21 protein-coding genes are annotated in these 24936 nt (G+C 73.1%); 15 read left to right on the top strand and 6 right to left on the bottom strand.

The window, feature by feature from the left end:
• Window positions 1-5 precede the first annotated feature (5 nt).
• Both CLT72_RS18470 and arfA read right to left on the bottom strand, forming a co-directional pair.
• Complete coding sequence (locus CLT72_RS18470; protein ID WP_101412868.1) at window positions 6-1334, bottom strand: ABC transporter substrate-binding protein; 1329 nt, start codon at window positions 1332-1334, stop codon at window positions 6-8.
• A gap of 57 nt (window positions 1335-1391) precedes the next feature.
• The gene (gene arfA, locus CLT72_RS18465) at window positions 1392-2906 is read right to left on the bottom strand and encodes an arabinosylfuranosidase ArfA (RefSeq protein ID WP_101412867.1); all 1515 of its coding nucleotides are present in this window, start codon (window positions 2904-2906) and stop codon (window positions 1392-1394) included.
• A gap of 136 nt (window positions 2907-3042) precedes the next feature.
• Between arfA and CLT72_RS18460 the strand changes: the two genes are divergently transcribed.
• Window positions 3043-4050 carry a LacI family DNA-binding transcriptional regulator gene (locus tag CLT72_RS18460; protein ID WP_101415250.1) on the top strand — a complete coding sequence of 336 codons (1008 nt, stop codon included), beginning with the start codon at window positions 3043-3045 and terminating at the stop codon, window positions 4048-4050.
• Window positions 4051-4225: 175 nt separating this feature from the next.
• Here CLT72_RS18460 and CLT72_RS18455 read toward each other — a convergent pair whose 3' ends face one another.
• The 3 genes from CLT72_RS18455 to CLT72_RS18445 form a co-directional block, all read right to left on the bottom strand.
• Window positions 4226-4951 carry a methyltransferase domain-containing protein gene (locus CLT72_RS18455; protein ID WP_101415249.1) on the bottom strand — a complete coding sequence of 242 codons (726 nt, stop codon included), beginning with the start codon at window positions 4949-4951 and terminating at the stop codon, window positions 4226-4228.
• A gap of 145 nt (window positions 4952-5096) precedes the next feature.
• Window positions 5097-5414, bottom strand: coding sequence for a hypothetical protein (locus CLT72_RS18450; RefSeq protein WP_101412866.1), 318 nt, complete (start codon window positions 5412-5414; stop codon window positions 5097-5099).
• Between the two features lie 38 nt (window positions 5415-5452).
• The gene (locus CLT72_RS18445; protein ID WP_101412865.1) at window positions 5453-7090 is read right to left on the bottom strand and encodes an ABC-F family ATP-binding cassette domain-containing protein; all 1638 of its coding nucleotides are present in this window, start codon (window positions 7088-7090) and stop codon (window positions 5453-5455) included.
• Window positions 7091-7163: 73 nt separating this feature from the next.
• Between CLT72_RS18445 and CLT72_RS18440 the strand changes: the two genes are divergently transcribed.
• The 7 genes from CLT72_RS18440 (at window position 7164) to CLT72_RS18410 (ending at window position 13379) form a co-directional block, all read left to right on the top strand.
• Window positions 7164-7934, top strand: a complete 771-nt coding sequence (locus CLT72_RS18440) for an ROK family protein (protein ID WP_101412864.1) — start codon at window positions 7164-7166, stop codon at window positions 7932-7934.
• A 172-nt stretch (window positions 7935-8106) separates the two neighbouring features.
• Window positions 8107-8475, top strand: a complete 369-nt coding sequence (locus tag CLT72_RS18435; RefSeq protein ID WP_101412863.1) for a tetratricopeptide repeat protein — start codon at window positions 8107-8109, stop codon at window positions 8473-8475.
• A gap of 212 nt (window positions 8476-8687) precedes the next feature.
• The gene (locus CLT72_RS18430; RefSeq protein WP_088987488.1) at window positions 8688-8942 is read left to right on the top strand and encodes a Smr/MutS family protein; all 255 of its coding nucleotides are present in this window, start codon (window positions 8688-8690) and stop codon (window positions 8940-8942) included.
• A 423-nt stretch (window positions 8943-9365) separates the two neighbouring features.
• Window positions 9366-10148, top strand: coding sequence for a polyprenyl diphosphate synthase (gene uppS / locus CLT72_RS18425; RefSeq protein ID WP_308220796.1), 783 nt, complete (start codon window positions 9366-9368; stop codon window positions 10146-10148).
• Window positions 10149-10798: 650 nt separating this feature from the next.
• Window positions 10799-12061, top strand: coding sequence for a sensor histidine kinase (locus CLT72_RS18420; protein ID WP_101412862.1), 1263 nt, complete (start codon window positions 10799-10801; stop codon window positions 12059-12061).
• A gap of 35 nt (window positions 12062-12096) precedes the next feature.
• Complete coding sequence (locus tag CLT72_RS18415) at window positions 12097-12741, top strand: response regulator transcription factor (RefSeq protein ID WP_101415247.1); 645 nt, start codon at window positions 12097-12099, stop codon at window positions 12739-12741.
• Between the two features lie 170 nt (window positions 12742-12911).
• Entirely contained in the window at window positions 12912-13379 is a 468-nt protein-coding gene (locus CLT72_RS18410) for a hypothetical protein (RefSeq protein ID WP_101412861.1), read from the top strand.
• 110 nt (window positions 13380-13489) lie between these two features.
• On the opposite strand, the gene CLT72_RS18405 is transcribed toward CLT72_RS18410, so the two are convergent.
• Window positions 13490-15865, bottom strand: coding sequence for a M28 family peptidase (locus tag CLT72_RS18405; protein ID WP_101412860.1), 2376 nt, complete (start codon window positions 15863-15865; stop codon window positions 13490-13492).
• 308 nt (window positions 15866-16173) lie between these two features.
• Here CLT72_RS18405 and CLT72_RS18400 point away from each other — a divergent pair, with 308 nt between their 5' ends.
• The 7 genes from CLT72_RS18400 to CLT72_RS18370 all read left to right on the top strand — a co-directional run bounded on the left by CLT72_RS18400 (window position 16174) and on the right by CLT72_RS18370 (window position 24936).
• On the top strand, window positions 16174-17352 hold the full coding sequence (locus CLT72_RS18400) for a PP2C family protein-serine/threonine phosphatase (RefSeq protein WP_101415246.1): 1179 nt from the start codon (window positions 16174-16176) through the stop codon (window positions 17350-17352).
• Between the two features lie 38 nt (window positions 17353-17390).
• Entirely contained in the window at window positions 17391-19103 is a 1713-nt protein-coding gene (locus tag CLT72_RS18395) for a sensor histidine kinase (protein ID WP_284040031.1), read from the top strand.
• Window positions 19100-19552 carry a response regulator gene (locus CLT72_RS18390; protein ID WP_088998277.1) on the top strand — a complete coding sequence of 151 codons (453 nt, stop codon included), beginning with the start codon at window positions 19100-19102 and terminating at the stop codon, window positions 19550-19552. The genes CLT72_RS18395 and CLT72_RS18390 overlap by 4 nt, the downstream gene beginning before the upstream one ends.
• Window positions 19545-20357, top strand: coding sequence for an inositol monophosphatase family protein (locus tag CLT72_RS18385; protein WP_101412858.1), 813 nt, complete (start codon window positions 19545-19547; stop codon window positions 20355-20357). Before CLT72_RS18390 ends, CLT72_RS18385 begins: the two co-directional genes overlap by 8 nt.
• 192 nt (window positions 20358-20549) lie before the next feature.
• On the top strand, window positions 20550-21584 hold the full coding sequence (locus tag CLT72_RS18380) for a coiled-coil domain-containing protein (RefSeq protein WP_101412857.1): 1035 nt from the start codon (window positions 20550-20552) through the stop codon (window positions 21582-21584).
• 36 nt (window positions 21585-21620) lie between these two features.
• Entirely contained in the window at window positions 21621-23174 is a 1554-nt protein-coding gene (locus CLT72_RS18375) for a fused MFS/spermidine synthase (protein ID WP_101412856.1), read from the top strand.
• A 70-nt stretch (window positions 23175-23244) separates the two neighbouring features.
• The gene (locus CLT72_RS18370; protein WP_101412855.1) at window positions 23245-24936 is read left to right on the top strand and encodes a serine/threonine-protein kinase; all 1692 of its coding nucleotides are present in this window, start codon (window positions 23245-23247) and stop codon (window positions 24934-24936) included.

The following is a 24936-nucleotide window of genomic DNA, read 5'->3' as shown; positions in this document are numbered from 1 at the left end:
GGAACTCAGCTCCCGTACTTCTTGCGGTTGTCCTCCAGCTGCTTGTTCGCCTTGGCCACCCCGTCGTCCAGCGCCTGCTTCGGCGACTTCTTGCCCAGCGCCGCCTCGTTGAACGAGTTGTAGAAGGTCGTCATGACCTCGCCCAGGCCCGGGGCCGCCGGCGGGAAGGCCGCGTACTCCAGCTCGGGGGCGAGCGCGTTGACCTCGGTCAGCGCCTTGAAGTCGGCGCTGTCGCGGACGGCCTTGCGGGCCGGGACCTGGCCGCCCTTGGCCCAGTCCAGGGAGTGCTGGCTGAGCCAGTTGATGAACACCTTCGCCGCCGAGACCTTGTTGGCGTCGTTGGCCCGCTGCTTGACGATCGTGAAGTTGTGCGAGTTGGCCCAGGCGGCCGGCTGCGAGCCGATCTGCGGCAGGGGCGCGACGCCCCACTGGATCTCCGGGCTCTTCTTCAGGTCGTTGATCTGCCAGATGCCGTTCCAGTTGAAGGCGTTCTTGCCGCTCTTGAAGGCCAGGTAGTCGGCGTCCTGCCCGACGTTGGCGGGGGAGTGGCCCTGCTTGATCAGGTCGGTCAGCCAGGTGCAGGCCTCGACGGCCTGGTCGGAGTTGAAGGTGGCCTTGGTGGCCTCGGCGTCGAAGACGCTGCCGCCCCACTGGTGCAGCAGCGAGTAGAAGGTCATGCCGCCGGTGAACTGGAACGGGCTGACCCAGAAGCCCTGCACACCGGACTTCTTCAGCTCGGTCAGCGCGGCGGTGTAGTCGTCCTTCGTCGCCGGCGGCTTGTTCGGGTCGAGTCCGGCCTTCTGCATGACCCCCTTGTTGTAGTAGAAGCCGAGGGGGTGCATGTCCAGCGGGATGCCGTACCGCTTGGAGTTGTAGAGCCCGCCCTTCCAGACGGTGGGGGCGAAGTCGCCCTCGGACAGCTCCAGGGTCTTGGCGACGTCGTCCAGCTCGGTGATCACGCCGCGCGCGGCGAACGTGGCGAGCTGGTCCATGTGCATGACCGCGATGTCCGGGCCGGCGCCGCTGGAGGCCGCGCCGGGGAGCTTGTTGTAGTAGTCCTCCCACTGGTACGTGGCGATCGCGACGGCGATGTTCTGGTGCTCGGTGTTGAACTGGTTCACCAGCGCCTTGAAGATGTCGCCGTCGCCGCCGGTGAAACCGTTCCACAGCTTCAGGTCCACCTTCGGGCCGGTGTAGTCCTTGCCGCCGTTGCCGGCCGCCGGGCCCGAGCTGTCGTCGTCGCCGCCGCACCCGGCCAGGGTCAGCGAGGCCGCGGCGCCGAGCCCGAGGCCGAGGCCGAGCAGCCGCCGCCGGCTCATTTCGTTCTGCATCATGGGATTTTGCTCCTTGGGGGACGGGATGAATTGTGCCTGCTCAGGACAGGTGCGGTGTCAGCCGCCGACGGGGGAGAAGCGCAGCATGTTCCAGGAGACGGCCGGCAGGCGCACGGAGCACCGGCCGCCGTCGGTGGTGGTGGTGGGTAGCTGCCGAGGCGTCACCCGGTCGGGCTCGGCCTCGGTGTTCGTCGCCGTCGGGTCGGCCCCGGCGGCGAGGCTCACGTGCGACGAAGCGGATAGTCCTGCGAGACCGCGCAGGTCGAGGTGCAACTCCAGGTCCGTGTCGCCCCGGTTGACCGCGAACACGGTGAGCCCGCCGGTCTCCTCGTCGTGCACGGCGACCGTGTCGAGCACCGGCACCTCGCCGTACCGCTTCGTCTCGTACGTCGGGCCGACCGGCTCCGTACGCAGCACCGTGCCGCGGGCGTGCCGGGCGGTGAGCGCGAACGGGTGGAAGATGCTCTGCCGCCAGGCGGGGCCGCCGGTGCGGGTGCGGATCGGGGCGATCACGTTGGCGAGCTGGGCCTGGCAGGCCACCCCGACCCGGTCGGCGTGCCGGAGCAGGGTGATCAGCAGGTCGCCGACCACCACCGCGTCGACGGCGGTGAAGTCGTCTTCGATCAGTGCCGGTGCCTCCACCCAGCCGCGCCGGTCCAGGTCGGCCTGGAGACGCGACTGGTACCAGACGTTCCACTCGTCGAAGGAGATCTTCAGCTTCCGCCGGTGCCGCTGCTTCGCGGCCACGTGGTCGGCGGTGGCGACGACCTCGCGGATGAAGTTGTCCATATCCACGGCGGAGGCCAGGATGCTGGCCCGGTCGCCGTCGGACGGGTCGTAGTAGGTGTGCGCCGAGATGTAGTCGACGTGCTCGTAGGTGTGCTCCAGCACCGTCGCCTCCCAGGAGGCGAAGGTGGACATCGTGCGGTTGGAGCTGCCGCAGGCGACCAGGCTGATCGACGGGTCGATCATCTTCATGGCGCGGGCGGTCTCGGCGGCGAGCCGGCCGTACTCGTCGGCGGTCTTGTGGCCGACCTGCCACGGGCCGTCCAGCTCGTTGCCCAGGCACCAGAGCCGCACCCCGTACGGCTCCTCGGCGCCGTGCTTGCGGCGCAGGTCGGACAGGTGGGTCCCGCCGGGATGGTTCGTGTACTCCAGCAGGTCGCAGGCCTCCTGCACGCCCCGGGTGCCGAGGTTGACGGCCATCATCGGCTCGACGTCGGCCGTGGCGGCCCAGGTCATGAACTCGTCGAGCCCGAAGGCGTTGGTCTCGATCGTCTTCCAGGCCAGGTCGAGGCGGCGGGGGCGGTCACCGACCGGGCCGACGCCGTCCTCCCAGCGGTAGCCGGAGACGAAGTTGCCCCCGGGGTAGCGGACCACCGACACGCCCAGCTCACGGGTCAGCTCCAGCACGTCGCCGCGCAGCCCCCGCGAGTCCGCGGTCCGGTGCCCGGGCTCGTAGACCCCGCCGTAGACGCAGCGCCCCATGTGCTCGACGAAGGAGCCGAAGAGCCGCCGGTCGGCCGGTCCGACGGCGAAGGCCGGGTCGATGGTGAGCTGCGCGGTCCGCAAGGGTGCCACCTTTCCTGGTTGCCGGGTACCGGGTGACCACGGTCACCCGGTGCCCATGGTTCCTACAACGTTGTAAGCAACGTTGTAAAGAGCCGTCCACGAGGTAAAGTGCGCACCCATGGGGGGAGGCGGAGTGGTGCGGCACAGGCTCAAGGACGTGGCGGAGCGCGCCGGCGTGTCGGTGAAGACCGTCTCCAACGTGGTCAACGGCTACGTGCACGTGCGCCCCGACACCCGCGCCCGGGTCGAGGAGGCCATCGCCGAGCTGAACTACCGGCCCAACCTCTCCGCCCGCAACCTCCGCAAGGGGCGCACCGGCGTCATCGCGTTCGCGGTCCCCGAGCTGGACATCCCCTACTTCGCCGAGCTGGCCCGGCACGTCGTCACGGCGGCGGCCGAGCTGGGCTGGACGGTGCTGATCGACCAGACCGGCGGCGGCCACGAGCAGGAGCGGGTGGCCGCCTCGGGCATCACCGAGCACCTCATCGACGGGCTGATCTTCAGCCCGCTGGCGCTCACCGCCGAGGACCTCACCGGCCTGGCCGGCACTCCGATGGTGCTGCTCGGCGAGCGCGTCGACCACGGTCCCGCCGACCACGTCGGGATCGACAACGTGGGCGCCGCCCGGGCGATCACCGCTCACCTGGCCGGTCTCGGCCGGCGCCGGATCGCCGCCATCGGCTCGCAACGCACCCCGGAGGGGGTCAGCGCCCGGCTCCGGCTCGCCGGCTACACCGCCGCGCTCGCCGACGCCGGGCTCGCCTACGACGATCGGCTGGTGGCGCCCGCGACGGCCTGGCACCGCGCGGACGGCGCCGCCGCGATGCGCGGCCTGCTGACCTCCGGCGTACGCCCCGACGCCGTCTTCTGCTTCAACGACACCCTCGCCCTGGGCGCCCTACGCGCGCTGCACGAGGCGGGCCTGCGGGTGCCCGAGGACGTGGCGGTGGCGGGCTTCGACGACATCGAGGACGGCCGCTTCTCCGTGCCCACCCTGAGCACCATCGCGCCCGACAAGGAGCGCATCGCCCGGCTGGCGGTGGAGCTGCTGGCCGGCCGCCTCGACGGCGACCGGGCCGCCCCGCCCCGCGAACTCTCCGCCCCCTGGACCCTGACCCCCCGCGAAAGCACCCAGGGCCCCTGACCCCCGCCCCACCCCCACCCCACCCCACCCCCCGCTCCCGCCCCCACCCCGCTCCCGCCTCGTCGATCATGAGGTTGGCGGCGATTTTGATCTCCAGAACCGCCGCCAACCTCATGATCGACGAGGGCAGCCGGGGCCGGGGTGGGTGGGGTGGGTGGGGTGGGTGGGCGGTGGGTCAGTCGAAGAAGCGGGCCAGGTGGGCGGGGGTGGGACCGTCCGCGTCCGGGGGCAGCGGGGTGAGGTCGGCGAAGATCGAGGCACCGTCGCAGCCGACGTGCAGCGGATACCAGCGCGGGGTGCCCGGCGGGCGCTGGAGGCAGATGCCCTTGACCGTCTGCACGTCGAGCAGCCGTACGTGGGTCGGGTCGGCGACGGCGTTCACGTGCCGCCACCACGGGCTCATCACGTGCAGCACCCCGCCCGGCCGGAGTGCCCGGTGGCACTCGTCGACCAGCGGCAGGAAGTCGATCAGGTGCTCCAGGATGTGCACCGCGAAGAAGACGTCCACCGAGTCGTCGGCCAGCGGCAGCGAGCCGGAGAGGTCCGCCACCGCGTCCACCCCGGGGGCCGGGAAGATGTCCAGCCCCAGGTTGCCCGGCCACTGCTTGGTGGCGCCGCAGCCCAGGTCGACCACCACCGGGTCGCGCCCGCCGACGCGTACCCGGCACCAGACGCCGAGCACCCCGGCGAGCCGGCCGACCCGGTCCCGGACCAGCCGCAGCTCGTCCTGCCCGGCGACCTCGCCGCCGAGGTGGGCCACCCCCCGGTCGAAGCGCACCTCGACCGCGAGGTCGCGCAGCCGGTCGTCGTGCCGGGCCTGGTCGGCCCACGCCTCGGCGAGGAATCCGTCGATCGCCCGCAGCCGCTCGGCCGAGGGCGGATGCTGTGCCAGCGCGACCATCCGGGCCACCTCCCGCCGGCCCATACCCGGATCCCCGCCCGTTATGCCCAGGGCACCCGCCCGCCGCCGCATCAGCCGGGTGGCCGTGCGGCGGAATGGCCCGCGGGGTCAGCGCAATGGCCGTGCGGCGGAACGGCCCGCCGGGTCAGCCGGTGATCGTGCGGCGGGGGCGGGCGCCGCCGCGCATGCGCTGCCGGGGCTGCGGCGCGGCCGGCTTGGGCCGCTTCAGGTGGTAGCGGTGCAACTCGTTGTTGCCGGGCAGGGACGGGTCCTCGCTCATCGCCACCAGCTCCCAGCCCTGGTCGCCGGCCCGGTTCAGGTGCGCCAGCGCGGTGTCGCCGTAGGGCGTCACGTCGACCATGGAGCCGTCCGGGCCGTACCAGACGAAGACGATCTCCCAGCCGATGTCGGTGGTGGCCGCCTGACGGCGGCGGACCAGCAGCGCGTACTCCCACTTGAGCATGGAGTCATTCTCACCCGCCACCGACGGGTCGGCACGGATCAATCCTCGGCGATCCGTCCGGCGGCCACCCGCAGCCGCCGGTTGGTCGTCACGGCGTCCAGCATCCGCCGGTCGTGGGTGACCAGCAGCAGCGTGCCCGGGTAGCTGGCCAGCGCCGACTCCAACTGCTCGATGGCGGGCAGGTCCAGGTGGTTCGTCGGCTCGTCCAGCACCAGCAGGTTCACCCCGCGCCCCTGGAGCAGCGCCAGCGCCGCCCGGGTCCGTTCGCCCGGCGACAGGGTCGCCGCCGGCCGCAGCACGTGCCCCGCGCGAAGACCGAACTTGGCCAGCAGCGTCCGCGCGTCCGCTGGCGACAGCTGCGGTACGGCGGCACCGAACGCGTCGATCAGCGGCACGTCGCCGAGGAACAGGCCCCGGGCCTGGTCCACCTCGCCGACGACCACGCCCGGGCCGAGCGCGGCGTGCCCGGCGTCGAGGGGGAGCCGACCCAGCAGGGCGGCGAGCAGGGTGGACTTGCCGGAGCCGTTCGCCCCGGTCACCGCCACCTTGTCGGCCCAGTCGATCTGGAGGGTCACCGGGCCGAGGGTGAAGTCGCCCCGGCGTACGACGGCGTCGCGCAGCGAGGCCACGACGGCGCCGGCGCGGGGTGCGGCGGCGATCTCCATCCGCAGCTCCCACTCCTTGCGTGGCTCCTCGACCACCTCCATCCGTTCGATCAGCCGCTCGGTCTGCTTGGCCTTGGCCGCCTGCTTCTCGGTCGCCTCCGCGCGGAACTTGCGGCCGATCTTGTCGTTGTCGGTGGCCTTGCGGCGGGCGTTCTTCACGCCCTTCTCCATCCAGGCCCGCTGCGTGCGGGCGCGCGCCTCCAGCCCGGCCCGGGTGTCGGCGTACTCCTCGTAGTCCTCGCGGGCGTGCCGGCGGGCGACCTCGCGCTCCTCCAGGTAGCCCGCGTACCCGCCGCCGTAGTGCCGGACCTGCTGCTGGTGCAGGTCCAGCTCCAGCACCCGGGTCACCGTGCGGGCGAGGAACTCCCGGTCGTGGCTGACCAGCACCGTGCCGGCGCGCAGCCCGGTGACGAACTCCTCCAGCCGCTCCAGACCCGCCAGGTCCAGGTCGTTGGTCGGCTCGTCGAGCAGGAAGACGTCGTAGCGGCTGAGCAGCAGCGAGGCCAGGCCGGCCCGGGCCGCCTGGCCGCCGGAGAGACCGGTCATCGGGTGGTCGAGGTCGACCGTGAGGCCCAGCTCGGCGGCCACCTGCTCGGCCCGCTCCTCCAGGTCCGCGCCGCCGAGGGCGAGCCAGCGCTCCAGCGCCTCGGCGTAGGCGTCGTCGGCGCCGGGCGCGCCGTCGGTGAGCGCCGTCGTCGCCGCGTCCAGGGCCGCCTGCGCGGCGGTCACCCCGGTGCGCCGGGCCAGGAACTCCCGTACGCCCTCGTCGGGCCGCCGCTCCGGTTCCTGCGGCAGGTGCCCGACGCTCGCCGTGGGCGGGCTGAGCGTCACGCTGCCGGCCTCCACCGGCAGCAGCCCGGCGAGGGTACGCAGCAGCGTCGACTTGCCGGCCCCGTTCGGCCCGACCAGCCCCACCACGTCCCCCGGTGCGACCACCAGGTCCAGCCCGGCGAACAGCGCCCGGTCCCCGTGCCCCGCGGCCAGCCCCTTGACGATCATCGTCGCGCTCATCAGTGTCCGACCCTATCCGCCCGATCGCCCACCCTTGCTCCCCGGCCCGGCAGGCGCGCGGCACACTGCTCGGGTGGTGACCACTCTGGCGATCGACTGTGGCGGCGGCGGGATCAAGGCATCCGTGCTGGACGAGGCGGGCACGATGCGCGCCCGGCCGATACGGGTGCCCACCCCGTACCCCCTGCCGCCGGCGCTCTTCGTCAAGACGCTGCTGGACCTCGCCGGCCGGCTGCCCACGGCGGACCGGATCACCGTCGGCCTGCCGGGCATGATCCGGCACGGGGTGGTGGTCGCCACCCCGCACTACGTGACCCGCTCCGGGCCCCGGTCGAAGATCGACCCGGGCCTGGTCGCCCAGTGGTCCGGGTACGACGCGCGGACCGCGCTCGCCGAGGCGTTCGGGGTGCCCGCACTGGTGCTCAACGACGCCGAGGTGCACGGCGCCGGGGTGGTCGCCGGGACCGGCTGCGAGCTGGTGCTGACCCTCGGCACCGGGCTGGGCAGCGCGCTCTTCGACGGCGGGGTGCTCGCCCCGCACCTGGAGCTGTCCCACGCGCCGGTGCGCTGGAACACCACCTACGACACGTACGTGGGGGAGCCGGAGCGGCGCCGCCTCGGGGACGCGTTCTGGTCCCGCCGGATCCGGCAGGTCGTCGAGGGGTTGCGGCCGGTGTTCCGCTGGGACCGGCTCTACCTAGGCGGCGGCAACTCCCGGCTGATCCGCCCCGAGCAGCTCGCCCGGATGGGCGACGACGTGGTGGTGGTGCCCAACACCGCCGGCATCGTCGGCGGCGTACGCGCCTGGGAGCTGGCCGCCAACCGGCACGGCGCCGCCACCTGACGCTTCATCCGCCTTCCGCCCCGTCCCCGCCCTGTCCTGCCGCCGTCCCGCCGGCTCCGGCGGCGTCGCGATTCGCCGGCCGGCCCACGCGGTCCCCGGTCGGGAACAGTCGCGGTACGGCGGATGTTGTGCCAGCGTCGGGACAGTGGCGCGACACGAGGGGGTGGGTCGGATGGACCTTCTGGCCGAGTACCGGCGGGCGACCATGTTCTTCGAGGCCGGGGACCCGAACGGGGCGGCCCGGCTGCTCGAACCGATCGTCGAGGCCGAGCCCGGCAACGCCTCGGTACGGCAGCTGCTGGCCCGGGCGTACTTCCAGTCGGCGCAGCTCAACCGGGCCGAGGCGCAGCTGCGGGAGCTGGTCGACCGGGACCCCGCCGACCACTACGCCCACCACGTGCTGGGCCGCACGCTGGAGCGGCTCAACCGGCACGCCGACGCGCTGCGGCACCTGCGCATAGCGGCGGCCATGCACAGCGGCAACGACGACTACCGCGTCGCCCTGGACCGGGTGCAGACCCGGGTCGAGGGCACCCGCTGACGGCGGACGAGGGCGGGGCAGCTCCATCGAGCTGCCCCGCCCTCGTGCTCGTCACGGGGACGCGCAACGCCGAGCGCGGGGGTGATCAGGACGCCATGGACGTCAAAGTCGTCGGATGACGTCCATGGCGTCCTGATCACCGGGCATCGCGGCGGGCGCCGCGAGGCGCCTACCATCGGCGTCATGGGACGTGAGCTGCCGGCGGGTGCGCGATGAAGCTGAAGCTGGACCTGCACGACATCTTCAACAAGGGCCAGGACATCGACCGGGCCCTGCGCGGGATCATGGACGAGGCGGTGGCGAAGAAGGCCACCCTCGTTGAGATCATCCCCGGCAAGGGCTCCGGCCAGCTCAAGAAGCGGGTGCTGCGCTTCCTCGACCAGAAGGACGTCAAGCAGCTCTACCACCGCGTCGAGAAGGACTCGAAGAACTTCGGCCGCCTCTTCGTGCACTTCCGCTGGAAGTAAGACCCCCGGCCGCCCGACCTCCCGCGCGATACCTGGCACGGCGTCTGACCTGCTGAAATGCCTTCCGCTGGTTTCCGTCGTCTTCCGCCGTTACTCGCGCTCGGTTGTGCCGGATCTGTGCCCGGCCTGAACTCGTGGATCGTCGGCGACGCGTTCGCTGACGGCCTGGCAGGCTCCAGCGTTAGCCCGTAGCCTGACGCCTCGCTTAAAAGAACCGTGCGCTTCCTCTGCCTGCGTCTGCATCCGTCTCCCGCTTCCGCCGACCGCCCACGTGACGCCGGGCGTGGTCGTCTTTGTTCCGGCTCGTAGCTGTCACCGTTGCTGTCGAACAGCCCGCCCGAACCGAAGGTCACAATTCCCCGTCCGCCTGACGTTTGAGCAGCCGGGCCAATGCCAGCGCCGATGAGGTGATTTCATTCGATCATGATGCAGCCCATACGCCATGGCGCCTACCGGCTCTACGCCCGCCGCCTCCATGCCCAGCTGGCCGGGAAATCGCTGCCACGGCACGTAGCAATGGTGATGGACGGGAACCGTCGGTGGGCCAGGCAGGTGGGCTTCGATGACCCCGGGGTGGGCCACCGGTACGGCGCGGAACACGTCCACGAGGTACTGAGCTGGTGTGCCGACATGGGCATCCATCACGTCACTCTGTTCATCGCCTCCGTCGACAACATGCGTAAGCGGGCATCCGAAGAGGTGGAGAACCTGATGCGGATGATCGAGGAGGTCGTCGCGGAGCCACTCCTCCGCCCGGCCAATCCCTGGCAGCTTCACCTGGCCGGCCGCGCGGACGTCCTACCCGACTCGACACGCCACGCCCTGAAACTCGCGGAAGACGCCACCCGCGAACGCGGTGCCGAGTTCCATCTTACGGTCGCCATCGGCTACGACGGCCGCGAGGAAATCGTCAGTGCAGTTCGTTCCCTGTTGGAACAGGAGGCACGAGCGGGCACCGCACTCGACGACGTCGCACAGCGACTAACCGCCGACGCTCTCGCGGCGCACCTGTACACCGAAGGCCAACCCGACCCTGATCTGGTCATCCGCACGAGCGGAGAACGCCGCATGTCCGGGTTTCTGCTCTGGCAGGCCGCCTACTCCGAGCTGTACTTCTGCGACGTGTACTGGCCCGGCTTCCGGAAGATCGACTTTCTCCGCGCCCTGCGCTCCTACTCGGCCCGCAGTCGACGATTCGGAGCGTGACAACCACGTTCCCCCCCCGGCTCCCCGGTTCCGTGGCGCGACTGCAAGACCGGCGACCGTCAGACGTTGAAGCGGAACTTATACGGGCGATCGCGTGACCTGCGGCGACACGGCCGGGGCGCTGGTCACGCCCCTTCTTCGACACACGTCATTCGTCGCTTCTTGACGACTTTTCACACTGCCTTGTGCCCCGTGTGTGCCCCCGGACCTGACGCCGCCGACCGCCTCGGCGGTGCCTGGGGTCGGACTCGGCTTTCGTGTCGCGGACCGTGCCCCCGGCGGACATCGCCACAGCGGCGCATTTGACCTGACCGGAACAGGCTACGGGGGTCGGCTCCTGGGTGGCCGGCCCAACCACGGCGGCCACCACCCCCTCCCAGGTGCGGGTTTTGATCTGACCTGGACTGCGGTAGTGGCTGGCGTGGGGGTCGTCGGCTCGGGCACCGCGGTCACCGCCCCCATGCTTGGGGCTTGCCGCGCGAGCCTGGCGGGGCGTTCTCGGGAGCCGAGCTCGGGCCCGGGTGCCACCTCGGCGTGGACGGCGGGCGGGTCGAGGAGCGCCAGGAGGAAGCCGACCAACCGATCGCCGTGAGTCGGGCTACCGACGGACGTTCACCGATGCTTGCGACCGCGCGGCAACATCATGATCCATGGAACTTCTACGGTGGCCGCTCCGCGTCGCGACCGCGGCGCTGCTGTGCGGACCGCTGCTGGCGCTGTACTGGATGGATCCCTGGGAACTGGCCTGCCTCGCCGTCACCGGGGTCCTGCACGTCGAGGTGGGGCTGCGGCTGTGGCGGGAACGCCCCGACAACCGTGTAGGGCCGCTGCTGGTGGCCTGCGGCCTGGTGTGGCTGCTGGACGCCTGGGGGCGCGTCACCCTGCCTTCCCTGTTCGCCGCCGGCATGATGCTGAGCATCGTGCACGACCCGATGCACCTGCACGCCGGTCTCGTCGTGTCGTCGGGCCGGCTGCGGGGACGCTGGGAGCGGCTCATCGCCGCGGCCGGCTACGCGTACTGGCCGGTGATCGTCGCCGGGGCCGTGGTGGCCGGGACGCTGAGCACCGGTCTCCTGCTACACCTGCGGGCGTTGTCCTATCCGCTGGTCGGCGTGTTCCTCGCCGGGTTGTTCATCGTGCGGTACCGCCGGGCCGACCGCGCCGAACGGCACGTGTACGCCCCGTTCTGGGCCGCGTTGGCCGTCAACGGCCTGTGTACGGCGATGCTGAGCACCGTCACCTACGGTTCCGGGCACTGGCCGACCGCGCTGTACGCCCTCGGTGCGGCGCTGATCCCGGTCGGAGCCGCGCTCAGCATGCACCGCGTCGAGCGCCGCCACCTGCGCCGGGCTCGCGATCGGGAGCGCCGCCGGGTGGAGCGTGACGTGCACGACGGGGTGCAACAGCGGCTGCTCGCCGCCGCCATGATGCTGCGGCAGGACGATCCCGCGCTGGTCGCGCGCGGCGCGGCGGAGGTCGAGCAGGCGATCGCCGACCTGCGCGATCTCGTCCGGGGCATGAACCCGGCGGCCCTGGTGTGCCACGGCCTGTCCGGGGCGGTGGCCGCCATCGCCGAGCGGGCCGCGGTCCCGGTCCTGGTCGACGATCGGGTCAGCCACCTCACGCTGCCCGAACCGGTCGCGGTCGCCGCCTACTTCGTCACCATGGAGGCGGTCACGAACAGTCAGAAGCACGCCCGGGCGGGCCGGGTGTCCGTCACGCTCGCCGCCAGCGGGGGCCGGGTCGAGGTCACCGTCCACGACGACGGGATCGGCGGCGCGCTCGCGGTGCCGGGTGGAGGGCTGCACGGCCTGCGGGAGCGTGTCGAGTCGTGCGGCGGGACCCTGCGGGTGTCGAGCATCCGGGGGCGTGGCACGGCGGTACGCGCCGTCATGCCCCTCGCGGCGTCATGACCCGGGCCTTGACGGCCGCCGCTCGGGACGGTGGGGTGCGGGCGGTTCTGGCCGACGACTCCGTACTGCTGCGCAGCGGCCTGGCACTGTTGCTTCAGCGGCACGGCATCACCGTCGCGGCTGAGGTCGGCGACGGTGAGCAGTTGCTGGCCGCTGTCGCCCAGCATGAGCCGGACATCGCGATCGTCGACATCCGCATGCCGCCCAGTTTCACCGTGGAGGGCGTCCGCGCCGCGCTGGCCGTACGCCGTCGTCACCCCGGTGTCGCCGTGCTGCTGCTGTCCCAGCACCTGGAGCACCGGGAGGCTCTGGCCCTGCTCCAGGAGCCCGGCGGCGGGGTCGGCTATCTGCTCAAGGACCGGATCACCGACGTCGCCGGGTTCCTTCGGGACGTGCGCGAAGTCGCGGCGGCGGGCACGGCGATCGACCCGATCGTGGTCGAGCGGCTGTTGCGCCGCCCGCGCGTGTCGGGCGGCGTCGGCGTGTTGTCACCGCGTGAGCGGGAGATCCTGGCCCGGATGGCGGCAGGTCGGGCCAACCGGGGGATCTCCGCCGACCTGCACCTCTCCGAGCGCACCGTGGAGACCCACGTACGCAGCATCTTCGCCAAGCTCGGGCTGGCCGACGAGCCGGACACCCACCGGCGGGTGCTCGCGGTGCTGACCTTCCTGGCCGACTGACCGCGGACCGCCCCCGGGCCGACAGCGACGCCCCGGGGGCCGACAGCGACCCCCGGAGCCGACAGCGACGACGCCTGGCCGACATCAATTACGTGCTGGCACTGAGGCGCCCTGACCTCCGGATTCCTAGTGTTGATCTCCGTAACGGCAACCATTTGGAGGGGGACGACATGAGGTTCCAGACGGTATCGGCCCGGTTCGCGGTGGCGGCGGCCGTGGCGGGCAGCGCGCTGGTCGGTGTGACGCCGGCCCAGGCGGCGACCACCAGCACCGTCGTCTGCCAGGAGACCAAGCAGGTCGAGGAGGCGTCGTACGACGTCAACTCCGGCTGCTGGTTGCAGGACGGCGACCGGGTCCAGATCAGCGCCTACGGGTCGATCTGGTCCGGCGTGTGGTTCACCGGGAACAACGGGCCGCAGGGCTGGACGAACATGGCCGGCGACTCGAAGTTCCCGATGTCGAACGCCCGCGCCTTCTCGCTGCTGGCCAAGTCCAACGGCAACTACCGGTACGCCGGGACCGGCACGACGTTCACCTACTACGGCTCCGGCAGCGCGCTGTACCTGCGGATCAACGACGACGCGCCGGGCAACGGCAGCGGCGCCTTCACCGCCGAGGTCACGGTCACCCGCGGCTGAGCTGGACACCTGACAGGCGCGGGGGTGGCCCGGAAAACGACCGTTTCCCGAGCCACCCCCGCCGCCTGCCCCGGAGCGGAGCCGCCTGCCTTCAGGCGGAGGCGTCCACCCTAGAGCGGATAGGTGCGGGCCACGGCCAGCATCTCCGAGCTGTGCGAGCCCACGACGCCCACGCCGGGCGGGCGCGGCCGGAAGCCGGGCAGGGCGTCCAGGCCGTCGCTGGCGTCCATCGCGCGCAGCGCCACCTGCCCCGCCTTCGGCGTGACGGTCAGCGTCACCTCGATGCCCTCCGGTGGCGGGGCGTGGAAGACCAGGCCGAAGCCCCAGCGCCCCTCCCGGGCCTCCACCGGCACCGCGCGGCCGGCCACCTCCGCCCGGAGCACCGTCGCCGTGGCCGCGTCCACGTGCAGGGTGGTGAGGCGGACCTGGCGCTGCGGGACCAGCCGCAGGCGCAGGGTGCGCTCGGCGCCGGCGGTGGTGTCGGCGAGCACCTCCAGCTTCGGGGCGGGCAGGTTCGCCGCCTGCGCCGGGCCGGCGCGCAGTTCCGCGTCGCCCAGGCCCGGGAAGTCGGCGACCTCGGTCACCCCGTCGACGTAGCCGTCGGTCCAGGGCTGCGGATCCTCCTCGTGGCTGAGCCAGCGGGCCTGCCCGGTGCCGGCGTCGAGGGCGTACATCAGGTGGGTGGGCGCGGGATGCGCGGCGTCGAAGCGGTCGACGGCGAGCCCGACCCCGGCGAACACCGCCATGGCCAGCGCGGCGGCCCCGGCCGGCAGCGCGCCCAGCCGGCGCGCGCGCAGGGCGCCCATCGCCCGCTGCCCGCCGGCCTGCGGGTGCAGCAGGTCGACCACCGGCAGCGCGGCCAGGCCGAGCAGCACCGCCACCAGCGCCGCTACCCCGCCCATCGCCATGCCGAGCGCCGGGAAGAGCAGGACGACGGTGGGCAGCAGGACCACCACGGCCACCGCCGCGGCCAGGGTCGCCGCGGCCACCGGCCACGGGCCGTCGATCCGCACGCTCAGCGCGACCAGCCCGGCCAGCGCGCCGGCCAGGGCCGGCAGGGTGACGAGGTACGCCCCGCCGGGCACCAGCACGGCGAGCAGCACCCCGAGCACGGCCAGCCAGCCCAGCCCGCCGACGGCGAGCGCGGCCGGGCCGACCCGGCGGCGGGTGAGCGCGTACCAGGTGAACAGGACGGCGGCGGCGAGCGCCACCACGGCCAGCCGGTACCAGGTCGGCCGGTACGGGTCGAGCAGCTCGGCGTAGCCGGGCCGCAGTGCGGTGATCGCCGCCCAGAGCAGCTGCGCGCCGAGCGGGGCGAGTACGAGCGGCAGCAGCGCCAGCCCGAAGCCGGCGGCGAGCCGGCCCCCGGTGGTCCGGCCCCGCCGCAGGGCGAGCCAGCCGAGGGCGGTCACGGCGGCGAGCGCCAGCAGCGCCAGGGGCAGCACCAGCCAGCCGGGGTAGCGGACCAGCCCGCCCGGGACGGGGAAGTAGGTGGCGTCGTGCCCGGCGTCCAGGGCGGTCAGGTCGACCCGGCCGAACTCGCGGGCGAGGCCGAGGGCGTTGTCGCCGTGGTGCTGGAGGCTGGCCCGGTCCATGGCGGCGGGGGTGTCCAGCGGGGTGTGGTAGATCGCCCCGCCGTCGATGTACGCCGAGTTCAGCCCGACGAAGTCCTCGTCGAGGAAGGCGGTGAAGTCGGTGTCGTTGGGCAGTGCGCGGTAGATCTCCACGGCGAACGAGGTGCCCACGGGGTGCGGGGCGGCCCGGCCGAAGGCGTCCACCAGGGCGGCGTTGTCCCGCGACGTCTCGAACATGATCACGGGGCCGGTGGAGCCGCGCGCCTCCAGGTTGAGCACCACGCCGCCGTCGGCGGCCAGCGGGTGGCTGGACGCGAACGCCGCCGCCCCGCACAGGCACGCCTCCTCGGCGTCGGTGAGCACGAAGACGATGTCGTTGCGCGGCCGGGGGCCGGCGGCCAGCGCGCGGGCCACCTCCAGGATGGTCGAGGTGCCGGCGGCGTCGTCGTTGCCGCCCGGGCCGGACTGCACCGAGTCGTAGTGCGAGACGAGGAAGACCTTCCCGGTGGGGTCGGTGCCGGGCAGCCGGGCCACCACGTTGCGTACCCGGGCCAGGGTTGCCCCGCCGGCCGCCCCGCTGAGCTGGCCGGCCTCGGGTGCGACGGTGTCCTGCACCTCGGTCTCCAGGCCGAGGCCGCGCAGCACCCCCTCGACGTGCGCGCGGACCTGGTCGTTCGCCGGGCTGCCCGCCACGTGCGTACGGGCGGCGACGACCTCGACGTGTTCGTACGCCCGGGTGGCGCTGAACTCGCCCGGCGGCGCGTCGGCCGGGCGTGGCTCTGGGGTGCGCAGGTCGAGCAGGGTGCCGGCGCCCACGGCGGCGAGCGCGGCGAGCGCCGCCACGGCGGCGGCCAGCCGGCGACGGGGCCGGGCCAGCGCGCGGTCGGCGGGGCGGATGGGGGGTGCGCCCACGGGGGTCTCCTCGGGAGGGGTCTCAGGTGGGCACCATCCTGCACCCCGGCGGCCGTCGGCGGGACTCCCGGTGTGGACCAGGGGGCCCGCCCGTCCGCCACGTCCCCCGCCGCGTAGTGATCCGACCCATCCCCCGCGCATGCGGAGCCCGTCGTGTTGTGTGCGAACGTTGTCTAATACAGGATCAGCAGGGCACTCGGAAGGAGCCCGACATCACCAGCGATCTCCCGCGTCTCGCGGCGGTGACCCGGCCGTACCGGGGGACCGGCCTGGCCGGTTCCTCCGTCGCGCCGTACCCGCACGGCGGGATGGGACGTCATCCCAACCTGCCTCCCGGCGAGCGGCTGCGGGTGCTGCTGGTCGAGGACGACGAGGGTGACGCCTTCCTGGTCGGTGAGCTGCTCGCCGAGACCAATTCGATGATCGACCTGCTCGTGGCGACCAGCCTCAGCGAGGCCCGGCAGCGCGTGATGGGCGTCGACTGCGTCCTGCTCGACCTGGGCCTGCCCGACGCGCAGGGCCTCGACGGGCTGCGTCAGGTGCTGGAGATGTCCAGCGGCGCCGCCGTCTGCGTGCTGACCGGCCGCTCCGACGAGCACCTCGGCATCGTCGCGGTCGCCGAGGGTGCCCAGGACTACCTCGTCAAGGGCCAGGTCGACGGGGTGCTGCTGACCCGGGCGCTGCGGTACGCGGTGGAGCGCAAGCGCGCCGACGAGAACGCCCGGCGGCTGCGCGAGGTGGAGCTGCGCCAGGCCGAGTCCGCCCGCCTCGAACGTGGCCTGCTGCCCCAGCCGCTGATGACCACCGACATGGTCGCGGTGCACACCTTCTACCGGCCCGGCCGGCACGCCGCCCTGATCGGCGGCGACTTCTACGACGTGGTGCAGACCCGGCCCGACCGGCTCGACCTGATCGTCGGCGACGTCTGCGGGCACGGTGTGGACGAGGCGGCCCTGGGCGTCGAGCTGCGGGTCGCCTGGCGGGCGCTGATCCTCGCGGGCGTGCCCGACGACGAGGTGCTTCCGGCGCTGGAGCAGGTGCTGATGAGCGAGCGCCGGCTCCAGGAGATCTTCGCGACCGTCGCCACCGTGCGGCTGGACCTCGACGGCAACCGGGCCACCGTCCGGCTGGCCGGGCATCCGCCGCCGCTGCTGCTCGCCGGGGGCAAGGTGGTGCCGGTCCCGGCGCGCGGCGGTCTGCTGCTCGGCGTACGACCCCGCCGGCCCGTGGCCTACGACCTGGAGTTCGACACCGATGACTGGTCCCTGTTGATGTACACCGACGGCCTGATCGAGGGCCGGACCGGCGAGGGCGACGAGCGCCTCGACGTGCCCGGCCTCAGCGGCCTGCTCGCCGACCCGGCGACCCTCGCCGTGCCGCTGGCCGAGCTGCCGGCCTGGCTGGTCGGGCGGGCCGAGCAGCTCAACGGCGGCCCGTTCGCCGACGACGTCGCCATGCTGCTGGTCAGCCGGGGCGGTGGCCGGTGACGGGCATCCGCGAGTGGACCCTGCGTCAGCGGGTCGTCATGCTGCTCACCGTCGTCGCCGTCCTCCTGATCGGGCTGGCGGGCGGCGCGGTGGCGGTGGCGACGAAGAACCGCCTGCACATCGACGCGATCCTCAACAAGACCGGGCCGCTGCGGGTGCAGGCGCAGGAGGTGCAGAACGCGCTGCTCGACCAGGAGACCGCGGTGCGTGGCTACGCGGTCAGCGGCAACGCGGCGGACCTGACGCCGTACGACGCGGGGCGCAAGCGGGAGCAGGACCTGGTCGTCTCGATGGAGCGGCTGCTCGGCGACTACCCGGAGATCCGGCAGGAGCTCCTGAAGGTGGAGCAGCGGGCCGAGGAGTGGCGCCAGGCGGTGGCGGTGCCGGTGGTCACCGCGACGCAGCAGCGCGGCACCGCCGCGGGGCAGGCGTTGATCACCGATCAGGCCCGGGAGCAGTTCGACGCGGTCCGCAGCGCGCTGGACGACCTCCAGTTCGAGATCTTCGAGGCCCGGCAGCGGAGCGCCGAGGACGTCCGGCGGACCAGCAACCTGCTGGTCGTCCTGCTGATCGTCGCGGTCGCGGTGGTGATCATCGCGGGCAGCATGCTGCTGGTCTCCCTGGACAAGATGGTGATCCGCCCGCTGACCGGCCTCGCCGACCAGGTCCGCGAGGTGGCCGAGGGCGACTACCAGCACGGCATCTCCGGCACCGGCCCACCCGAGTTCCTCCGGCTCGGCGAGGACGTCGACGCGATGCGGCGCAAGATCGCCAAGGACCTGGCCGAGGTGCGGGAGGCCCGCGAGCGCATCGAGTGGGTCAACAGTCAGCTCCAGAAGCAGGCCGAGGAACTCACCCGCTCCAACCGTGACCTGGAGCAGTTCGCGTACGTCGCCTCGCACGACCTCCAGGAGCCGCTGCGCAAGGTGGCCAGCTTCTGCCAGCTCCTCCAGCGCCGCTACGCGGGGCAGTTGGACGAGCGGGCCGACCAGTACATCGCGTTCGCGGTCGACGGCGCGCAGCGGATGCAGCGCCTGATCAACGACCTGCTCGCCTTCTCCCGGATCGGCCGGCTCACCACGGGCTTCACCGAGGTCGACCTGAACAAGGTCATGGGCGACGTGGCCGGCCAGACCGAGGCGGCCCGGCAGTACGCCGACGCGGAGCTGACCTGGGGCGAGCTGCCGGTCATCCGCGGCGAGGAGCCGTTGCTGACCAACCTGCTGGCCAACCTGGTCAGCAACTCGGTGAAGTTCCGCCGCCCGGACGTGCCCCCCAAGGTGCACGTCTCGGCCCGCCTCGTGGGCGACGAGTGGGAGATCAGCTGTCAGGACAACGGCATCGGGATCGAGCCGGAGTTCGCCGACAAGATCTTCGTCATCTTCCAGCGGCTGCACGCCAAGGACGCGTACCCGGGCACCGGGATCGGGCTGGCGATCGTCAAGAAGATCGTGGAATACCACGGCGGCCGGGTCTGGGTGGACACCGGCACCGAGGAGGGCACGGCGATCCGCTTCACCCTCCCGGCGCTGCCCGAGGACGTCGAGGCGGCGGCCGCCGCGTCCGCCGCGGCGGACGAGCCGCCGACCGACGAGCCCGCGACCGGGGACGGCGACGAGCCCGGCGGCGAGGCCGGTGCGGGTACCCCGGCACGGGCCGACCGACGCGCCGACGAGGCGGAGACCACGGACGGGCCCGACCGGGCACCGGAAGGCGGTAGAACGGGTGACATGAGGGAGACGGTGGGATGACCGCGCCGGCGGACGGCAAGAGCCCGATCGAGGTCCTGCTGGTGGAGGACGATCCGGGTGACGTGTTGATGACCCAGGAGGCGTTCGAGGAGCACAAGCTCCGCAACCGGCTGACCGTCGTCTCCGACGGCGCCGAGGCGCTCGCCTACCTGCGGCGGGAGGGCCGGTACGCCGACGTCGTGCAGCCGGACCTGATCCTGCTCGACCTGAACCTGCCCCGCCGCGACGGGCGGGAGGTGCTGGAGGAGATCAAGTCCGACGAGCAGCTCTGCCGGATCCCGGTGGTGGTGCTGACGACCTCCCAGGCCGACGAGGACATCCTGCGCAGCTACCAGCTGCACGCCAACGCGTACGTGACGAAGCCGGTGGACTTCGAGCGCTTCATCTCGGTGGTCCGGCAGATCGACGAGTTCTTCGTCAGCGTGGTGAAGCTGCCGCCGCGTGGCTGACACCCTGCTCGACGACGTCGGTGGTCTGCTGCGCGAGACCGCCGACCAGGTCGTGCTTCCCCTGTTCCGCAAGCTCGACGCCGCTGACATCAGCGAGAAGGCGCCGGGTGACCTCGTCACCGTCGCCGACCGCCGCGCCGAGGAGATCATCTCGGTGGCCCTGCGCCGGCTGCGCCCGGGCTCGGTCGTGGTGGGCGAGGAGGCGGTCGCCGACGACCCGGCCCTGCTGGAGCACCTGCGTGGCTCCGGCGACGTGTGGCTCGTCGACCCGGTCGACGGCACCTCGAACTTCGCGGCCGGCCGGCAGCCGTTCGCGCTGATGGTGGCGCTGCTGACCGACGGGGATCCGGTCGCCGCCTGGGTGCTCGACCCGCTCGCCGGGACGCTGGCCGTCGCGCGCGCCGGCGAGGGGACCCGGCTCGACGGCCGGCCGGTGCGGACCGGCGACCGCGCGCCCGCGCTCGACGCGGTGCGCGGCGCCGCGATGTCGCACGCCCTGCCGGCCGCGCCGCGCGCGCTCGTCGAGGCGGGCGGCGCGCGGCTGGGTGAGCTGCTGCCCGGCCTGCACTGCGCCGGCCGGGAATACCTGGACGTGCTGACCGGGGACCAGGACTTCGTGCTCTTCTGGAGCACCCTGCCGTGGGACCACGCCCCGGGCTCCCTGCTGGTGCGGGCGGCGGGCGGGGTCGCCCGGCGCTTCGACGGCACCGACTACCGCCCGGGCGACGACGGCCACGGCCTCCTGGTGGCCGCGAGCGAGCACGTCTGGGCGGAGGTACGCGAGGCGCTGCTCGGCGGTGCGTGACGTCGACGCGACACTGCGTCGAGGTTAGATGCTCCGGGCGTTCGTGGGCCTGGTCGGGACGGCTCCGTCCGGTATCCTGACCGCCGGTCTCCGCCAGCAGGCCGCCGTCCGGCGCCCGGCGGGGGCCGCCGCCGCGCCACGCCGTCGTCCGGGGCCGGCGGCCGACGGAAGGATGCTTTCGTGCGCAGGACCATGCCCGCCGGACCCGACGGCCGCCGCCCGCTGACCGCCGTGCGGCGTGCCCGCCGCCCGCTGGCCGCGCTGCTCGTCGCCGTGGCGCTGCTCCTCGGCGTCGGTGCCGTGCCGGCGTACGCGGAGCCCAACGAGGGCGGCACCAAGAAGCTGCGGGACGCCCTGGAGGCGACCGCCAAGGCGCATATCGAGGCCAAGGGGCGGCTGGACAACTCCAAGGCCCGGCAGAAGCGGCTGGTGGGGCAGCTGGGCGCCCTGGAGGTACGCCTGGTCGAGCTGACCGCGCAGGTCGGCGAGGTGGCCGCCCAGTCCTACCGGCTGGGCCGGCTGACGCCCACGTCGATGCTGCTCAACAGCACCTCGCCGGAGACGTTCCTGGAGCGGGCGGCCAGCCTCGACCTGATGGCGCAGCGCGACGGCAGGCGGCTGCGCAGCCTGACCGAGGCGCGCGAGCAGGCGCGGCAGGCCAAGATCGCCATCGACACCGAGGTCCGGGAGCAGCAGAAGCAGCTCGCGGTGATGGCGAAGAAGAAGAAGGAGGCCGAGGCGGCGCTCGCGGCGGTCAGCTCGGGCGGCAGCGGCGGCTTCAGCGGTGGCAACTCCGCCTCGGCGAGGCCGGCCCCCCGCAACTCGGACGGCTCGTGGCCGTCGGAGTCCTGCTCGGTGAACGATCCCACCACCTCCGGCTGCATCACCCCCCGCACGCTCAACGCCCTCAAGCAGACCCAGGCCGCCGGCTACAAGCGGCACGTCTCCTGCTACCGCAGCGGCGGCTCCGGCGAGCACCCCAAGGGCCGCGCCTGCGACTTCTCGGCCGCCACCAACGGGTTCGAGGACAGGACCGCCACCGGCGGGGACAAGGCGTACGGGGACAGTCTGGCCGCCTGGCACGTGCGCAACGCGAGCCGGCTCGGCGTGCTCTACGTGATCTGGTACCGGCAGATCTGGCACCCCGGCACCGGCTGGCGGGCGTACGGCGGCAGCGGCAGCCCCGCCGCCGACCACACGAACCATGTTCATCTCTCGATGTACTGACCCGGTGGCCCAGTTTTCCTGCGTACCATCGCGCGGGTGAGCTCCCCATCCTCCGACGTCACGGTCCCGCCCGCCACACCGGCGGCCTCGACCGCCCGGGCCCTGCCCAACGGCCTCGCCGCGTTCCTGGTCTTCTTCTCCAGCGGCGCCGTCCTGGTGCTGGAGACCGCCGCGCTGCGGCTGGTCGGCCCGTACGTCGGGGTGACCCTCCAGGTGACCAGCTCGGTCATCGGCATCGCCCTGGCCGCCATCGCCTACGGCGCGTGGACGGGCGGCTGGCTGGCCGACCGGCGCAACCCGCGGACCCTGCTGGCCCCGGCGCTGGTGCTGGCCGGCATCGCCACGGCGGTCACCCTGCCCGTCGTCCGGTACGCCGGCGAGGTGCTGCGCGGCGGGGCGGCCTCGGCCATCCTGCTGCTCGTCGCCCTCGCCGTCTTCGTGCCGGCGGCCCTGCTCGCCGCCGTCACCCCGCTGGTGGTCAAGCTCCAGCTCGCCGACCTGCGGCGCACCGGCCAGGTGGTCGGCCGGCTCTCCAGCGTGGGCACGTTGGGCGCGGTCACGGCCACCCTGGTCACCGGGTTCGTGCTGGTGGCCGCGCTGCCCAGCACGGTCATCCTGTTCGCCCTGGCGGCCTCCCTCGGGCTCACCGGCCTCGCCCTCGGGGTGTGGCTGCGCCGCCAGGACAGCGCGGAGCTGCCCGGTCCCGCCCGCGCCAAGGCGGCCCTGGCGGTGCTCGGGCTCGTCGGCGCCGGACTGACCACGGTCGCCCCGAACCCGTGCGACATCGAGACCGCCTACCACTGCGCCAGCGTCCAGGCCGATCCCGGCCGGGACTCCGGCCGCACCCTGCTGCTCAACTCGGCCCAGCACTCGTACGTGGACCTCGCCGACCCGACCCACCTGGAGTACGCGTACACGCGGTGGATCGGGGCGGTGGCCGACGTGGTCGCCCCGAAGGGGCAGCGGCTCGACGCGCTGCACCTCGGCGGGGGCGGGTTCACCGTGCCCCGCTACCTGACCGCCACCCGTCCGGGCACCGACAACGTCGTGTTCGAGATCGACGGCGGGCTGGTGGAGCTGGGCGAGCGGCAGCTCGGCGTACGCCAGGGGCCGGACCTGCGGGCGGTCGTGGGTGACGCCCGGTTGCTGGTCGCCGCGGAGGCCACCGACAGCCGCGACCTCGTGGTCGGCGACGCGTTCGGGCACCTCGTGGTGCCCTGGCACCTCGCCACCCGGGAGATGGCCGCCGAGGTCCGCCGGGTGACCCGCCCCGGCGGCGTCTACGTGCAGAACGTCATCGACTACCCGCCGCTGCGCTTCATCCGCAGCGAGCTGGCCACGGTCGCCGCCGAGTTCCGGCACGTCGCGTTGATCGCACCGGCGGCGGCGCTCGCCGGGCGGGAGGGCTCGAACTTCCTGATCGTCGCCTCCGACGCCCCGCTGCCGCTGGAGGCGGTCCGCGCCCGACTGGCCGAGCTGCGGGAGGACGCCAGCCTGCTGGCGGGCGCGGACCTCACCGCGTTCGTCGGTGAGGCGCTGGTGCTGACCGACGACTACGCGCCGGTGGACCAGCTCCTCGCCACCGCCTGAACGGGTGAATAGCTGACCGATTCCGACCCTTGAGGTGTAGCCGGGTCGGTGCGGGGCAACAACGACCTTCATGGGTGGAGCGAACCGGGACGGCGCACAACTGCTGGGTGAGCGGTACCGGCTGATCGAGCAGCTGGGGGCGGGCGGCATGTCCGTGGTCTGGCGCGGCTACGACGAGGTGCTCGGCCGGCAGGTGGCGGTCAAGGTGCTCGCGTCGCGGCTGGCCAGCGACCGCGCGTTCCGCCACCGCATCCGGATCGAGGCGCAGGCGGCGGCCCGGCTGTGCCACCCCAACATCACCAACGTCTACGACTACGGCGAGTCCGAGCAGGTCGGCCTGACCGTGCCGTACGTCGTCATGGAACTGGTCGACGGCGAGTCGCTGACCGGCCGGTTGCGCCGGGGCAGCCTGCCCTGGCGGGAGGCGGTGACGATCGGCGCGGAGGTCACCTCGGCGCTGGCCACCGCGCACGCCCGCGGCGTGGTGCACCGCGACGTCACCCCCGGCAACGTCATGCTGACCGCCACCGGCGTGAAGGTGGTCGACTTCGGCATCTCCGCCCTGGTGGGCGAGAAGGAGAAGGGGCCGGACGGCGCCCTGCTCGGCACGCCCGCGTACCTCGCCCCGGAGCGCCTCGACAACGGTCAGGTCTCCCCGGCCACCGACGTGTACGCGGTCGGTCTGCTGCTCTACCGGATGCTCACCGGCCGGCTGCCCTGGCAGGCGAGCACCACCACCCAGATGCTGCGCGCGCACATGTACAACGACCCGGAGCCGATGCCACCCGTGGCGGGGCTCCCCGACGAGGTGCGCGACCTGGTGAGCCGCTGCCTGGCCAAGCGTCCGGGGGACCGGCCCGCCACCACCGAGGTCGCGCGGACGCTCGCCGAGGCCGCCGGCATGGTGGCCGCGGTGCCGGTCTCCCCGGCGGCGGGACCCGTGGACGAGGCCGCGCTGGCCGCCGCCGGCACCACGATCCTGCCCTGGTCCGCCGCGACCGACGCGCTGCCGTTCTCCCGTACGCGCAACCGGCGCGCGGCGACCCGACGCCGGCGGATCGAGGCGGGGGTGGCCGCCGCCGGCCTGGTGGCGGTGACGGCGGGGCTGTGGGGTTTCACCTCCCGCAGCCCGGCCAGCGGGGGCGTCGACCAGCCCACCCAGGCGCGGATGGGGGCGCAGGCGCCGACGACCCCGCCGTGCCGGGTCGTGTACGCGCTGCGCACGGACTCCGGCAAGGACTTCGCCGCCGAGCTGACCCTGACCAACACGGGCGCGCGGGAGCTGCGGGACTGGCGGCTGAGCTTCACCTTCCCCGGCCAGCAGACGGTGACGAAGGCGACGCCCGCCCCCGTACGCCAGCAGGGGAGCACGGTGGTCGTGCAGCCCGCCCCGCAGCGTGCCGCGCTGGCCCCCGGCGCGTCGGAGAAGCTCACCCTGACCGGGCGGCACACGGGCGTCAACCCGCTGCCGTTGGAGTTCCGCCTCGGCGACGAGGCCTGCGGGGCGCAGGTCTCCGGGGTGGCCGGCGCGGCACCCGCCGTCGCACCCACGAAGGCCCCCGCCACGAAGGCCCCCACCGCGAAGGCGCCGACGAAGAAGGCCGGCACGTCCGCCGGAAGTTCGGGCGGCAGCTCTGCCGGGTCGAAGGCCAAGTCCGACAACTCCGGCAAGGGCAAGGGGTCGGGTGGTGGAAAAAAAGTAAGCCAGGAAAGGGAAAGGGAAAGGGGCACGGAAAGGGACGATGACGACGACGATGACTGA

The sequence above is a fragment of the Micromonospora sp. CNZ309 genome, assembly GCF_002846525.1.
Note: the sequence above shows the minus strand (reverse complement) of the source record. Positions and strands in the feature narration are given on the sequence as shown.